Here is a 12,508-nt window from a genome sequence, read left to right as displayed (position 1 = left end):
GGTCGGGGGGGGGCGGGCGGCGCGCGCGAGGGGGGGGGGGGGCGCCGGGCCGGCCCCCCCCGCGAGGGGGTCGTCAGTCGGAGACGGTGATGCCCATCGACCGGGCGGTGCCGGCGATGATGCGGGCCGCCATGTCGACGTCCTTGGCGTTGAGGTCCTGCAGCTTCTGCTCGGCGATCTCGCGCACCTGGGCCTGCGTGAGGTTCGCGACCTTCTTCACGTGCGGCTCGCCCGAGCCCTTGTCCACGCCCGCGGCCTTCTTGATGAGCTCCGCGGCCGGCGGGGTCTTGGTGACGAAGGTGAAGGAGCGGTCCTCGTAGACCGTGATCTCGACCGGGATCACGTTGCCGCGCTGCGCCTCGGTCTGGGCGTTGTACGCCTTGCAGAACTCCATGATGTTCACGCCGTGCTGACCGAGCGCGGGGCCGATCGGCGGGGCCGGCGTGGCCTGACCGGCCTTGATCTGGAGCTTGATGAGGCCGGCGACCTTCTTCTTGGGGGGCATGCGCGATCCCTTCTCAGGCTGGGGGTGGCCGTATCGGTGCCCGCGGATCGGGCGACGACGGGTTGAGGCCGTCGTCCAGTCTACGCGCCGGCGCGCGGGGTGCGCGCACGGCGAGCGAGCCCCCGGCCGCGGGGGCCGGGGGCTCGCTCGGGGGCGCGGGGCGCCGTCAGATCTTGGCGACCTGGTTGAAGTTCAGCTCCACGGGCGTCTCGCGCCCGAAGATCGACACCAGCACGGTGAGCTTCTGGCGGTCGGCGGAGATCTCCGAGATGGTCGCCGGCAGGGTCTCGAAGGGGCCCTCCATGACCGTGACGGACTCGCCGACCTCGAAGTCCACGACGCGGGGCGCGGCGGCCACCGCACCGCCCGGGGCCGCGGCGCCGCCGGCGGCGCCCGCCTTGGGCTTGGCCTGCAGGGTCGGGGCCAGCATCGAGAAGACCTCGTCGGTCGACAGCGGCACCGGCTGGTGGGTGTTGCCCACGAAGCCCGTCACGCCCGGGGTGTGCCGCACGGCGCCCCACGACTCGTCGGTCAGGTCCATGCGGACCAGCACGTAGCCGGGGATGCGCACCCGGCGGACGTTCTTGCGCTGGCCGTTCTTGACCTCGACGACCTCCTCCATGGGCACCTCGACCTGGAAGATGTAGTCCTCCATGTTGAGGCTGGTCATGCGGGTCTCGAGGTTGGTCTTCACGCGGTTCTCGTAGCCGGCGTAGCTGTGGATCACGAACCACTCGCCGGGCATGCGCCGCAGCTTCTTGCGGAACTCCTCGGCCTCGTCGACGTCGTCGTCGTCGGCCCCCGCGACCCCCTCGGCCCCGCCGACCGGGTCGCCGTCGGCGGGACCGGCGGCGTCGAGGTCGCCGGCCTCCTCGCCCTCGGCGGCGCCCACGGCGTCGGGCAGCGGCAGGTCGGGGGTGTCGACGGCCTGCTCGGCGCGCGCCTCGTCGTCCGCCTCGACCTGCTCGCGCACGTCCTCGGCGTCGTAGCCCGTCAGGGAGGCGTCCGCCTCCAGGCGCTCGTCCTCGTACTCGCCCAGCGGCACGGGCGACGGCTCGGCCGCGGCGCTGAACACCTCGTCGCGCTCCGCGGCGAACGGCTCGTCGCCCTCCGGGGCGTCGTCGGGACCCCACTGCTGCGACACGGTGCTGACCTGCTTCCTTCGGGTTGGGGACTCCGCGCACCGCAGCGGTGCGCCGCCGTCCGTCAGGACCCGAACACCAGCAGGACGAGCTTGCCGATGCCGTAGTCCAGGACGGACACCAAGAGCATCATCACCACGACGAAGACCAGGACGACGCCCGTGTAGCTCAGCAGGTCCCGGCGGGTCGGCCAGACGACCTTGCGCAGCTCCTCGACCACCTGGCGCAGGAAGAGCAGTACGCCGCCGCGGCGCTTGGCCGCCGCACGGTCCGCGGCCTTCGTCTCGCTCACGTCGACCTGCTCCCCACCGACTCCGGTGCTCGACTCGCCTGGTGCTGGCCGTTGCGCGCAACGGCGGGCGCGTCCCCGGGGGAACGCGGGTGGTGCTCGCAGGGCAGGAGGGACTCGAACCCACAACCGCCGGTTTTGGAGACCGGTGCGCTACCAATTGCGCCACTGCCCTGAGCGGCTCGGCGCGCCCCGGGGGGCACGCTCCACCTCGGCGGGACGGACCCGCCACCCGACACTCTAGGCGAGAACACGCCGCGGAGTCGAACCGCCCCGCAGCGCGGGGTGCCAGGATGGGGGTCGTGTCCGCTCCGAGCGCCCCCACCAGCACCCGCGTGTCCGCCCGCGTCGCCGGCATCGCCGAGTCCGCGACCCTCGCCGTGGACGCGAAGGCCAAGGCGCTCAAGGCCGCCGGCCGGCCCGTCATCGGCTTCGGCGCCGGCGAGCCGGACTTCCCCACCCCCGAGGCGGTCGTGCGCGCCGCCGCCGCCGCCTGCACCGACCCGGCCAACCACCGCTACACCCCCGCCGCCGGGCTGCCCGCGCTGCGCGAGGCGATCGCCGCCAAGACGCTGCGCGACTCCGGCTACGAGGTGCAGCCCTCGCAGGTGCTCGTCACCAACGGCGGCAAGCAGGCCGTGTACGAGACCTTCGCCGCGCTGCTGGACCCGGGCGACGAGCTGCTGCTGCCCGCCCCCTACTGGACCACCTACCCGGAGGCCGCCCGGCTCGCCGGCGGCGTGCCCGTGGAGGTCTTCGCCGGCATCGAGCAGGGCTACAAGGTCACCGTGGAGCAGCTGGAGGCCGCGCGCACCCCGCGCACCAAGGTCCTGCTGTTCAACTCCCCCTCCAACCCCACCGGCGCCGTCTACTCCCCCGAGGAGGTCCGCGCGATCGGGCGCTGGGCCGACGAGCACGGCCTGTGGGTGGTCACCGACGAGATCTACGAGCACCTCGTCTACGACGGCCGCCGCGCGGCGTCGCTGCCCGTGGAGGTCCCCGAGCTCGCCGAGCGCTGCGTCGTGCTCAACGGCGTCGCCAAGACCTACGCGATGACGGGCTGGCGGGTGGGCTGGCTGATCGGGCCCGCCGACGTCGTCAAGGGCGTGGCCAACCTGCAGTCGCACCTGACCTCGAACGTCGCCAACGTCTCCCAGGTCGCCGCGCTCACCGCGCTGAGCGGCGACCTGAGCGCCGTGGCGGCCATGCGGGAGGCCTTCGACCGCCGCCGGCGGCGGATCACCGAGATGCTCTCCGCGGTCGAGGGCGTGCGGTGCCCGCTGCCCGAGGGCGCCTTCTACGCCTACCCCTCGGTGGAGGCGCTCATCGGCAGGACGCTGCGCGGCCAGGAGATCACCTCCTCCGCCCGGCTGGCCGAGCTGATCCTCACCGAGGCGGAGGTGGCGGTCGTGCCGGGCGAGGCGTTCGGGCCCAGCGGCTACCTGCGCCTGTCCTACGCCCTCGCCGACGCGGACCTGGAGGAGGGCGTCGGGCGCGTGCAGCGCCTGCTGGCCGAGGTCCGCTGAGCGCCGGGGGCGGCGGGGCGCCCCCGCCACCCCTCGGCGCGCGCCGCCGGTGCCCGCGCGGGCAGACTCGCCGATCGTGACGCGCCCGCTGGAGACGCTGCCCAAGGCCCACCTGCACCTGCACTTCACCGGGTCCATGCGCCCGGCCACGCTGCTGGAGCTGGCGCAGCAGCACGGCGTGCGCCTGCCGGCGGCGCTGTCCGGGCACCGGCTGGTCTCGGTCTCGCCGGACGAGCGGGGCTGGTTCCGCTTCCAGCGCCTCTACGACGCCGCGCGCGCGTGCGTGCGCACCGCCGGGGACATGCGGCGCGTGGTGCTCGAGGCCGCCGCCGACGACGCCGCGGAGGGCTCGCGCTGGCTGGAGCTGCAGGTCGACCCCACCTCCTACGCCGTGCACGTGGGGGGCATCACCCCGGCGCTGGAGGTCGTGCTCGACGCCGCGCGGGAGGCCACGGCGCTGACCGGCACCGCGGTGTCCGTCGTCGTGGCCGCCAGCCGGGTGCGCCACCCGCTGGACGCGCGCACCCTGGCGCGGCTGGCCGCCCGGTACGCCGGGGAGGGGCCGGGCGCGGTCGTCGGCTTCGGGCTGTCCAACGACGAGCGGCGCGGCAGCACGGCGGACTTCGCCGGGGCCTTCGCCATCGCCCGGCGCGCCGGCCTGGCCTCGGTGCCGCACTCCGGGGAGCTGCTGGGCCCGGCGCACGTGCGCGAGACGCTCGCCGCCCTGCACCCGGACCGCCTGGGCCACGGGGTGCGCTGCGCGGAGGACCCGCGGCTGCTGGCGCGGGTGGTGGAGGCGGGCGTGGCCCTGGAGGTGTGCCCGGCGAGCAACGTCTCGCTGGGCGTGTACGGGGACCTGGCGGCGGTGCCGCTGCGCGCGCTGCTGGACGGCGGAGCCACCGTGGCGCTGGGCGCGGACGACCCGCTGCTCTTCGGCCCGCGCCTGGTGGCGCAGTACCGCAGCGCCCGCGAGGACCACGGCCTGGACGACGCGGCGCTGGCGGAGCTGGCCAAGGCCTCGATCAGCGCCTCGCGCGCGCCGGCGGCGACGAAGCGGGTGCTGCACGCGCAGGTGGACGACTGGCTGGCGACCGCGCCGGGGACAGCGGAAGGGCTGACGGGGGCCGCCGCGACGTGATTGACTCAATGAGTCGAGTCAATCGGTCATGGAGGTCGCCGTGTTCGCCGGTCTCGCCCTCGGGCTCCCGCTGCTGCTGAGCCTGGTGCTGGTCGCCGTCGCGACGGCGCTGGCGGTGCACCACCGCGTGCCCGCCGCCGAGCTCACCGCCCCCGTCGCCGGCGCCCGCCGCCGCGGGGACGCGTGGAGCGCGCTCGCCGCGGCCGCCGCCCTGGGCACCGCCGCCGCCTGCGTGGCCGGCGCCCGCTGGGCGCACGACGAGCGCCTCGTGGCGGTGTTCCCCCTCACGGCCGCGGCCGTCCACGCCGCCGTCGCCCTGACCGCCGAGGCGACGTGGCCGCGGCCCACCGCCCGGGTGCGCGGCGCCCGGCTGCTGGTGCGCTCCGTGCGCGACGGGGTGCCGGCGGGCCTGCTGGGCGGTGCGCTCGCCGCGGGGCTGCTGCTCGCCGCGGTGTGCGCGCTCGGCAGCGCGCTCGGCGCCCCGGACGGGCGCTCGGTGGAGTGGAGGTCCCCCGACGGCGTTGCGGTCTGGAGCGCCGCGACCTTCCCCGGGCACGCCCTCGCGGCTCCCGTGGCCGCCGCGGGACTCGCGGTGGCGGTGCTGACCGCCGCGGTGCTGCACCGGGTGCCCGCTCGTCCCGCGGTGCCCGGAGCGGACGAGGGCACCGACGCGGCGCTGCGCCGGGTGGCAGCGCACCGCGTGCTGCGCACCTCGACCGCCGCCGCCGTGCTGACCCTGGCGGGCCTGCTCTTCGCCGCCGGCGTCAGCGGGCAGCTCGGCGGGACCTACCAGGTGGCCGAGGGCGCGTGGCGCACCTCGGAGCCCGCGCTGGGCTGGCGGGTGGCGGCGGACGCGGCCCTGTGGACGGGCCCGCTGCTGGTCCCGGTCGCCCTCGCCGTGCTGTTCCGGCCCGCCCGCGGCCTGCGGCGGCACCGCGCGACGGCCGGTGCCGCGTGAGCGGGCTGCGCGTCCTCGTCGACACCGCTTCCCCCGTGCCCGCCTACGAACAGCTGCGCCGGCAGGTCGCCGCGCTGGTGACGACGGGGGCGCTGCGCACCGGCGACCGGCTGCCGGCGGCGCGGGCGCTGGCCGCGGACCTGGGCCTGGCGCTGGGCACCGTGCAGCGCGCCTACCGGGAGCTGGAGCTGGCCGGGCTGGTCGCCTCGCGGCGGCGCACCGGCACGGTCGTGACCGCCGCCGCGCCGCCGGTGGACGAGGAGGTCCGCTGGGCGGCGGAGGGGTACGTCGAGCGCGCCCTGCAGGCGGGCCTGGAGGGTGAGGAGGTGCTGGACGTGGTGCGCGGCGCGCTGCTCAGAGCGAGCAGCCGACGAGCACCGGCTCGTTGACGATGCGCACCCCGAAGCGCTCGCGCACGCCCGCGGCGACCTCGCGGGCCAGGGCCAGCAGGTCCTCCGCGCGCGCCGAGCCGCGGTTGGTGAGCGCCAGCGCGTGCTTGGTGGACAGCGTCGCCGGGCCGGGGGCGCCGTGGCCCTTGCCGAAGCCGGCGCGCTCGATGAGCCAGGCCGCGCTGGTCTTCACCAGCGGCTCGCCGTCGGCGCCCGTGCCCGCCGGGTAGCGCGGGGCGTCCTCGGGCAGCGCGGCGGCCTCGGCCGCGGTCAGCACCGGGTTGGTGAAGAACGAGCCGGCGCTCCAGGTGTCGCGGTCGTCCAGGTGGGCCTCGTCCCACACCATGCCCTTGCCCTCGCGCAGCGCCAGGACGGCGGCGCGCACCTCGGTCATCGGCACGCGCTCGCCCACCGGCACGCCGAGGCGGCGGGCCAGCTCGGCGTAGGCGACCGGGGCGGAGCGGTCGTCCAGGGGGAGCTGGAACGTCACCTCGAGCACGACGTAACGGCTCTCGGGGTGCGCGCCGGCCAGCGCCACCCGCTCGGTCTTCAGCCGGGAGGTGCGGTAGCCGAAGCGCAGGTCCGCGGCGGCGAAGGTGCGCTGGCGGTCCTCCACGCGGTCCCAGGTGCGCACGGTGGCGATGGTCTGCGAGACGTCCTGGCCGTAGGCGCCGACGTTCTGCACGGGGGTGGCGCCCACGGTGCCGGGGATCCCGGACAGCGCCTCCACGCCGGACCAGCCGCTGGCGACGGCGCGCGCGACGAGCGCGTCCCAGCGCTCCCCCGCCGCCGCGGTGACCACCGCCCCGCCGCAGGCGTCCTCCGAGCCCAGCCGCACCCCGGAGGTGGCGACCTGCACGACGGTGCCGTCGAAGCCGGCGTCGGCGACGAGGAGGTTGGAGCCGCCGCCGAGCAGCAGCAGCGGCTCGCCGGCGGCGTCGGCGCTGCGCACCGCCTCGACCAGCTCGGCCTCGGTGCGGGCCACGACGAGCCGGCGGGCCGGGCCGCCCACGTGCAGCGAGGTCAGCGGCGCGATGAGCGGGCCGGTGGTCGGCGCGGCGGCGGGGGGCGTCTGCGTGCTCACGAGGGGGTGCTCCCGGATCGGGCGGGGGCGCCGACGGGGACGCCCGCGGCGTGGGGGCGGGCGACGCCGGAGATCGCCAGCGCCACGGCGGAGGCGGCGGCCGCGGCCAGCAGGGCGTCCAGGGTGCCCACGTGCTCGGCGAGGAAGCCGACCAGCGGCGGGCCCGCCAGGAAGGCGGCGTACCCCACGGAGGAGACGACGCTGACGCGCTCGGCGGCGCTGGCCTCCTCGTCGGCGGCGGCGCTCATGCCCAGCGGGAAGCCCAGGGCCGCGCCCACGCCCCAGGCGGCGGCGCCCAGGACGGCCAGCGGCAGGGAGGGGGCCAGCACGAACAGCAGGACCCCGCCCACGGCCAGCGCCGCGCACCCGCGCAGCGAGGCCACGCGGCCGAAGCGCTCCAGCAGGAGCGGGCCGAGCACCCGCCCGACGGTCATGGCCACCACGAACACCGCGAAGCCGGCCACGCCGACGGTGTGGCTGACGCCGTAGCCGTCGACCAGCCCCAGGGCCAGCCAGTCGTTGGCGGTGCCCTCGACGAACGCCATGCACAGCACCATCAGGCCGATGAGCAGCGTGCGCGGCTCGCGCCAGGCGCGGCGCAGCCCCACGCCGGGGTGGTGCTCGGCGGAGCCGTCGGCGGGGCGCTCGCGCTCGGGCAGGAAGGAGCGCACCGCCACCAGCGCACCGGTCAGGGCCAGGGCGACGGCGCCGGCCAGGTGCGCCCAGGTGGGCACGCCCGCGGCGAGCAGCAGCACGCCCAGGCCCGCGGCCAGCACGGTGCCCAAGCTGAAGCCGGCGTGGAAGCGGGACATGATCGAGCGGTTCAGGCGGCGCTCGACCGCGGCGCCCTCGACGTTCATCGCCACGTCCCACGTGGAGGTGCCCGCCCCCTGCAGCAGCAGCCCCGCCGCGGTGACGACGGGGCTGGCGAGCCCGTCCACGCCCAGGGCGGTGACGAGCAGGCCGGCGGTGACGGCGCAGGCCCCCGCGGTGACGGTGCGCACCCGCCCGAGGCGGATGACGAGCGCGCCGGCCACCGGCATGGCCGCGACCGCGCCGATGGAGCCGCACAGCAGCACCAGGCCCAGCGCGGACTGGCTCAGCCCGAGCGCGTCGCGCACCGAGGGGATGCGCGCGATCCAGGAGGAGAGGGCGAAGCCGTTGAGGATGAAGACGGCGTAGACGGCGGTGCGGGCGCGCAGCCCGGTGCGGTCGGCGCCGGCGGCGGGGGCGTCCCCGCTCACGGCAGCCGGACGACGGCGCGGGCGCGCCCCAGGACCTTCGCGCCGGCGCTGGTGACGGCGAGGTCCACGGTGACGGTGCGGGCGTCCTCGTCGCGCGCGGCGACGGTGCCGGCGACCTCGACGACGGCCGCGCCCTCGGCGGGCACCACGACGGGGGCGGTGAACTTCGTGCCGTACTCCACGACGGCGGCGGGGTCGCCGGCCCAGTCGGCGGCGGCCTGCCCGGCCAGGCCCATGGTGAGCATGCCGTGGGCGATGACGTCGGGCAGGCCCACGGCGCGCGCGACGTCCTGGTCGAGGTGGATGGGGTTGCGGTCCCCGGAGGCCTCGGCGTAGGCGCGCAGGTCCGCGCGGGTCACCTCGTGGCGGGCGGCGGGCAGGGCGTCGCCGACGCGGACGTCGTCGAAGCGGACGGTGCTCACTGCTCCTCCGGGGCGCGCACGACGAGGGTGGACACGGCCGTGCACACGGGCGTGCCGTCGCTCAGGCGCAGCTCGGTGCGGGTGGTGACCATGGCGTTGCCGCGCACGACGCGCACGCGGTCCACGTGCAGCTCGGCCGTCAGCTCGTCACCGGCCGTGATGGGCCGGTGGTGCCTGAAGGACTGCTCGCCGTGCACGACGCGGGAGTAGTCGATGCCGGCCGCCGGGTCGGTGACGAACTGCGCGTCGGCGCGCTGGGCCAGCGTCACGGCGAAGGTGGGCGGGGCCACGACGTCGGCGTGCCCGAGGGCGCGCGCGGCGTCGGGGTCGTGGTGGGCCGGGTGGACCGCCCGCACGGCCCGGGCGAAGGCCCGGACCGCGTCGGCGGTCACGACGGTGGCCCCGGAGGCGGGGTACACCCGCCCCTGGAAGGACTCGTCGACGGTGACGGACGTCACTGCGGCGGACGGAGCCCGGGTCAGCGGGTCTCGCGGTGCGTGGTCTTCTTGCCGCAGCGCGGGCAGAACTTGGCCAGGTCGAGCCGGTCGGGGTCGTTGCGCCGGTTCTTCTTGGTGATGTAGTTCCGCTCCTTGCACTCGGTGCAAGCCATGGTGATCTTGGGGCGGACGTCGGTGGTCTTGGCCACGGCGGGGTGCCTCTTCCTGCTTCTGGGGTCGTGCGGGCGACGGAGCGCCGCGATCGCGTCCAGGGTACGTGACCGAGCGCACGGGCCACCACGCAGCACGAGCGGCCACCCCCGAGGGGCGGCCGCTCGTGCTGACTGCGGTGTCCGTAGCGGAGGCCGGACTTGAACCGACGACACAGCGATTATGAGCCGCTTGCTCTACCAACTGAGCTACTCCGCCGCGCGTCGGCGGGGGCGGCCCGCCGACGCTGAGAGCCCCGATCGAGGATTGAACTCGAGACCTCTTCCTTACCAAGGAAGTGCTCTACCACTGAGCTATCGGGGCACTGCTCGCCGCTCGCACGACGTGAGGCTCAGCCTACACGCCGCGACCCGAGCCCGTTTCCGGGCCCGGGTCGCGCTCGCGACGTGGCGGGTGATGGATTCGAACCAACGAAGGCAATGCCGGCGGATTTACAATCCGCTCCCTTTGGCCGCTCGGGCAACCCGCCAGGTGCTCCTGGAGGACCAGGTGCGAGTGAGAGGATAGCAAGGTCCAGCGGCCGAGACGAACCGGCCGCACGAACCGCACCCGGAGGGAACAGCTCACGTGGCCAGCGAGTCCTCGTTCGACGTCGTCAGCAAGGTCGACCGCCAGGAGGTGGACAACGCCCTGAACCAGGCCGCCAAGGAGATCTCCCAGCGCTACGACTTCAAGGGCACCGACGCCTCCGTGCGGTGGAGCGGCGAGTCGATCCTCATGGTCGCCAGCTCCGAGGAGCGGGTGAAGGCCGTCCTCGACGTGCTGCAGACCAAGCTGATCAAGCGCGGGGTGTCGCTGAAGGCGCTGGACACCTCCGAGCCGGCGGCCTCCGGCAAGGAGTACCGGATCACCGCCACCCTCAAGGAGGGCCTGGAGCAGGACGTCGCCAAGAAGATCGGCAAGATCGTGCGCGACAGCGGCCTGAAGACCGTCAAGACCCAGGTCACCGGCGACGAGGTGCGCGTGACCTCCAAGAGCCGCGACGACCTGCAGGAGGTCATCGCCCTGCTCAAGGGCGCCGACCTCGACGTGGCCCTGCAGTTCGTCAACTACCGCTGAGCGGCGGGCACCGCCCGTGAGCACCCCCCGGCGCCCCGCGCGCCGCTCCCTGCTGGGCGCCGCCGCGTCGCTGGCGCTGGCCGGCTGCTCGGGTGGCCCCGGACCGGCCGAGCCGGACCCCACCGGGAGCAGCGCCTCCCCCACCGCCCCCGCGACGACGCCCTCGCCGGACGCCACGGCCGCGCTGAGCCGCGAGGAGCTGCAGGACGGCTGGCGCACCGAGGTGCGCTACGGCCCCCACCCGCGCCAGGTCAGCGACCTGTGGCTGCCGCCGGGCGAGCGGCGCGGGGCCCTCGTCGTGCTCGTCCACGGCGGCGCCTGGCTCGACGAGGTCGACCGCGCCGACGTGCTGTCCCTGGTGGCCGACCTCGTCGGGCGCGGCTGGCCCGTGCTCAACGCCGACTACCGCGGCGTGGGCGGCGGCGGCGGCTGGGACAGCACCTTCACCGACCTGGCGACCGCGGTCGACTCCGCCGCGGAGGTGGCCGAGAACCTGCGGGTGCCCCCCGCGCGGATCGCGGTGTTCGGGCACAGCGCCGGCGGGCACCTGGCCGGCTGGGCCGCGGCCCGGCACCGCCTGCCCCCCGGTGCGCCCGGCGCGGACCCGCGGGTGCGCCCGGCGTTCCTGGCCAGCGCCTCGGGGGTGCTGCACCCCACCGCGATCGGCGGCGAGGGGCAGGACCCCAACGTCACCAACGTCTTCGGGGGCACCCCCGAGCAGGTCGACGAGCGCTACGCGGTGGGCGACCCCACCCGCCTGGTGCCGCTGGGCGTGCCGGCGCTCGTCGTGCACGGCACCGGGGACACCACGGTCACCCCGGACCAGGCCCGCGGGTTCGCCGCCGCCGCGCGCGGGGCGGGCGACGAGGTGGAGCTGGTGATGCCCGAGGGCGTGGGCCACAACGACGTGCTGGACCCCACCGGCACGGTGTGGCCGCTCGTGCGCACCCGGCTGGAGGAGGTCCTGGCCTGACGCCGCGCGGGGCCCCGCCGCCCCAGGGCGGTGGGGCCCCGCGGACGCGCGTCAGCGGCGGTAGCCGGCCATCGCCTCCAGCCGGGCGATGCGCTCGGCCATCGGCGGGTGGGTGGAGAACAGCCGGCTGAAGCCCTGCCCGCGGAACGGGTTGGCGATCATCATGTGGCTGGCGTTGACGAGCTCTCGCTCCGGCGGCAGCGGCAGCTGCCGGGTGCCCATCTCCAGCTTGCGCAGCGCCGAGGCCAGCGCCAGCGGGTCGCCCGTCAGGCGAGCGCCGTCCTCGTCGGCGTCGTACTCGCGGGTGCGCGAGATCGCCAGCTGGATGACGCTGGCCGCCAGCGGCGCCACCAGCGACAGCAGCAGCACGGCGATCGGGTTGCCCCGGCCCTCCTCGTCGCGCCCGCCCGCGGCGCCGAAGAAGGCGCCGAACTGGGCGAACTGGGCCACGGAGGTGATGACGCCGGCCAGCGCCCCGGCGACCGAGGAGGTGAGGATGTCGCGGTTGTAGACGTGCAGCAGCTCGTGGCCGAGCACGCCGCGCAGCTCGCGCTCGTCGAGCAGCTGCAGGATGCCCTCGGTGCAGCACACCGCGGCGTTGTCGGGGTTGCGGCCGGTGGCGAAGGCGTTGGGCGCCATGGTGGGCGAGACGTACAGGCGCGGCATCGGCTGCTGGGCGCGCGTGGACAGCTCCCGCACGATCCGGTACATGCCCGGCTGCTCGGCCTCGGACACCGGCCGGGCGCGCATGGCGCGGATGGCCAGCTTGTCGGAGTTCCAGTAGCCGTAGGCGGAGGTCGCCACGCCGATCGCCGCGAAGACCAGCAGCAGCCCGGGCGCGCGGAACGCCGAGGCCAGCAGCCCGCCCAGCAGGAGCAGGACCGCCCAGATCGCCCCGAAGAGGACCGCGGTCTTCAGGCCGTTGTAGTGACGGTGCATGCGGTGCTCTCGTCCTCCCCCTGCTCCACGTCCGGCACCGGTGCAACGCGCCGCGCGCCGGGAGCGTTCCGCGGGGGGGGGGGGGGGGGGGGGGGGGGGCGCGGGCGGGGGCCGGGCGCGCGGGGGGGGGGGCCCGCGGGGGCGGGGTGCAGTCTGAGGACGCGGGGACCTC

At 76.0% G+C, this 12,508-nt stretch carries 15 protein-coding genes and 4 tRNA genes; 6 read left to right on the top strand and 13 right to left on the bottom strand.

All coding sequences use genetic code 11. The features are described from left to right. Positions 1-73 precede the first annotated feature (73 nt). From rplK to ACRYR7_RS20455, 4 genes are all read right to left on the bottom strand, one after another. On the bottom strand, positions 74-505 hold the full coding sequence (gene rplK, locus ACRYR7_RS20470) for a 50S ribosomal protein L11 (RefSeq protein ID WP_432573955.1): 432 nt from the start codon (positions 503-505) through the stop codon (positions 74-76). Positions 506-671: 166 nt separating this feature from the next. Beyond that, positions 672-1,649 carry a transcription termination/antitermination protein NusG gene (gene nusG / locus ACRYR7_RS20465; protein WP_432573954.1) on the bottom strand — a complete coding sequence of 326 codons (978 nt, stop codon included), beginning with the start codon at positions 1,647-1,649 and terminating at the stop codon, positions 672-674. 62 nt (positions 1,650-1,711) lie between these two features. Then, a complete protein-coding gene (secE, locus tag ACRYR7_RS20460; RefSeq protein ID WP_166609996.1) occupies positions 1,712-1,939 on the bottom strand; it encodes a preprotein translocase subunit SecE in 228 nt (75 codons plus the stop codon). A 99-nt stretch (positions 1,940-2,038) separates the two neighbouring features. Beyond that, positions 2,039-2,111: transfer RNA gene (locus tag ACRYR7_RS20455), tRNA-Trp, on the bottom strand. Between the two features lie 118 nt (positions 2,112-2,229). Between ACRYR7_RS20455 and ACRYR7_RS20450 the strand changes: the two genes are divergently transcribed. The 4 genes from ACRYR7_RS20450 to ACRYR7_RS20435 all read left to right on the top strand — a co-directional run bounded on the left by ACRYR7_RS20450 (position 2,230) and on the right by ACRYR7_RS20435 (position 5,947). After that, positions 2,230-3,462: a pyridoxal phosphate-dependent aminotransferase gene (locus tag ACRYR7_RS20450; protein ID WP_432573953.1), complete on the top strand. Its 1,233-nt coding sequence runs from the start codon at positions 2,230-2,232 to the stop codon at positions 3,460-3,462. A gap of 76 nt (positions 3,463-3,538) precedes the next feature. Beyond that, positions 3,539-4,600 carry an adenosine deaminase gene (locus ACRYR7_RS20445; protein WP_432573952.1) on the top strand — a complete coding sequence of 354 codons (1,062 nt, stop codon included), beginning with the start codon at positions 3,539-3,541 and terminating at the stop codon, positions 4,598-4,600. A 40-nt stretch (positions 4,601-4,640) separates the two neighbouring features. Next, positions 4,641-5,558 carry a hypothetical protein gene (locus ACRYR7_RS20440; protein WP_432573951.1) on the top strand — a complete coding sequence of 306 codons (918 nt, stop codon included), beginning with the start codon at positions 4,641-4,643 and terminating at the stop codon, positions 5,556-5,558. Next, on the top strand, positions 5,555-5,947 hold the full coding sequence (locus ACRYR7_RS20435) for a GntR family transcriptional regulator (RefSeq protein ID WP_432573950.1): 393 nt from the start codon (positions 5,555-5,557) through the stop codon (positions 5,945-5,947). Before ACRYR7_RS20440 ends, ACRYR7_RS20435 begins: the two co-directional genes overlap by 4 nt. On the opposite strand, the gene ACRYR7_RS20430 is transcribed toward ACRYR7_RS20435, so the two are convergent. The 8 genes from ACRYR7_RS20430 to ACRYR7_RS20395 all read right to left on the bottom strand — a co-directional run bounded on the left by ACRYR7_RS20430 (position 5,913) and on the right by ACRYR7_RS20395 (position 9,834). Continuing rightward, complete coding sequence (locus ACRYR7_RS20430; protein WP_432573949.1) at positions 5,913-7,031, bottom strand: UDP-N-acetylmuramate dehydrogenase; 1,119 nt, start codon at positions 7,029-7,031, stop codon at positions 5,913-5,915. The two genes, ACRYR7_RS20435 and ACRYR7_RS20430, sit on opposite strands and share 35 nt — an antisense overlap. After that, on the bottom strand, positions 7,028-8,275 hold the full coding sequence (locus tag ACRYR7_RS20425) for an MFS transporter (RefSeq protein WP_432573948.1): 1,248 nt from the start codon (positions 8,273-8,275) through the stop codon (positions 7,028-7,030). Before ACRYR7_RS20425 ends, ACRYR7_RS20430 begins: the two co-directional genes overlap by 4 nt. Then, positions 8,272-8,697 carry a MaoC/PaaZ C-terminal domain-containing protein gene (locus tag ACRYR7_RS20420; RefSeq protein WP_432573947.1) on the bottom strand — a complete coding sequence of 142 codons (426 nt, stop codon included), beginning with the start codon at positions 8,695-8,697 and terminating at the stop codon, positions 8,272-8,274. The genes ACRYR7_RS20425 and ACRYR7_RS20420 overlap by 4 nt, the downstream gene beginning before the upstream one ends. Beyond that, positions 8,694-9,155 carry an FAS1-like dehydratase domain-containing protein gene (locus ACRYR7_RS20415; protein ID WP_432573946.1) on the bottom strand — a complete coding sequence of 154 codons (462 nt, stop codon included), beginning with the start codon at positions 9,153-9,155 and terminating at the stop codon, positions 8,694-8,696. The genes ACRYR7_RS20420 and ACRYR7_RS20415 overlap by 4 nt, the downstream gene beginning before the upstream one ends. A gap of 20 nt (positions 9,156-9,175) precedes the next feature. Then, positions 9,176-9,343 (bottom strand): 50S ribosomal protein L33, encoded by a 168-nt coding sequence (gene rpmG / locus ACRYR7_RS20410; RefSeq protein ID WP_012085006.1) that lies wholly within the window; start codon positions 9,341-9,343, stop codon positions 9,176-9,178. Between the two features lie 147 nt (positions 9,344-9,490). Then, positions 9,491-9,563 (bottom strand) — tRNA-Met (locus ACRYR7_RS20405). Positions 9,564-9,596: 33 nt separating this feature from the next. Next, positions 9,597-9,668: transfer RNA gene (locus tag ACRYR7_RS20400), tRNA-Thr, on the bottom strand. Positions 9,669-9,752: 84 nt separating this feature from the next. After that, a tRNA-Tyr gene (locus ACRYR7_RS20395) sits at positions 9,753-9,834 on the bottom strand. A 98-nt stretch (positions 9,835-9,932) separates the two neighbouring features. On the opposite strand from ACRYR7_RS20395, the gene ACRYR7_RS20390 reads away from it, so the two are divergent. Then, the gene (locus tag ACRYR7_RS20390) at positions 9,933-10,424 is read left to right on the top strand and encodes a YajQ family cyclic di-GMP-binding protein (RefSeq protein WP_432573945.1); all 492 of its coding nucleotides are present in this window, start codon (positions 9,933-9,935) and stop codon (positions 10,422-10,424) included. 16 nt (positions 10,425-10,440) lie between these two features. Continuing rightward, the gene (locus ACRYR7_RS20385) at positions 10,441-11,397 is read left to right on the top strand and encodes an alpha/beta hydrolase family protein (RefSeq protein WP_432573944.1); all 957 of its coding nucleotides are present in this window, start codon (positions 10,441-10,443) and stop codon (positions 11,395-11,397) included. Between the two features lie 51 nt (positions 11,398-11,448). On the opposite strand, the gene htpX is transcribed toward ACRYR7_RS20385, so the two are convergent. Continuing rightward, positions 11,449-12,336, bottom strand: a complete 888-nt coding sequence (gene htpX, locus ACRYR7_RS20380) for a zinc metalloprotease HtpX (protein ID WP_432573943.1) — start codon at positions 12,334-12,336, stop codon at positions 11,449-11,451. Positions 12,337-12,508 lie beyond the last annotated feature (172 nt).

This window comes from Kineococcus gurbantunggutensis (assembly GCF_050871925.1).
In the GTDB taxonomy this organism is placed as follows: Bacteria; Actinomycetota; Actinomycetes; order Actinomycetales; family Kineococcaceae; genus Kineococcus.
This window is presented reverse-complemented; position numbering and strand designations above follow the sequence as displayed.

Excerpts from the sequence above, each read along its gene's own strand:
- rplK (WP_432573955.1), bottom strand. The coding sequence starts at position 505 with ATGCCCCCCAAGAAGAAGGTCGCCGGCCTCATCAAGCTCCAGATCAAG.
- ACRYR7_RS20450 (WP_432573953.1), top strand. The coding sequence starts at position 2,230 with ATGGGGGTCGTGTCCGCTCCGAGCGCCCCCACCAGCACCCGCGTGTCC.
- htpX (WP_432573943.1), bottom strand. The coding sequence starts at position 12,336 with ATGCACCGTCACTACAACGGCCTGAAGACCGCGGTCCTCTTCGGGGCG.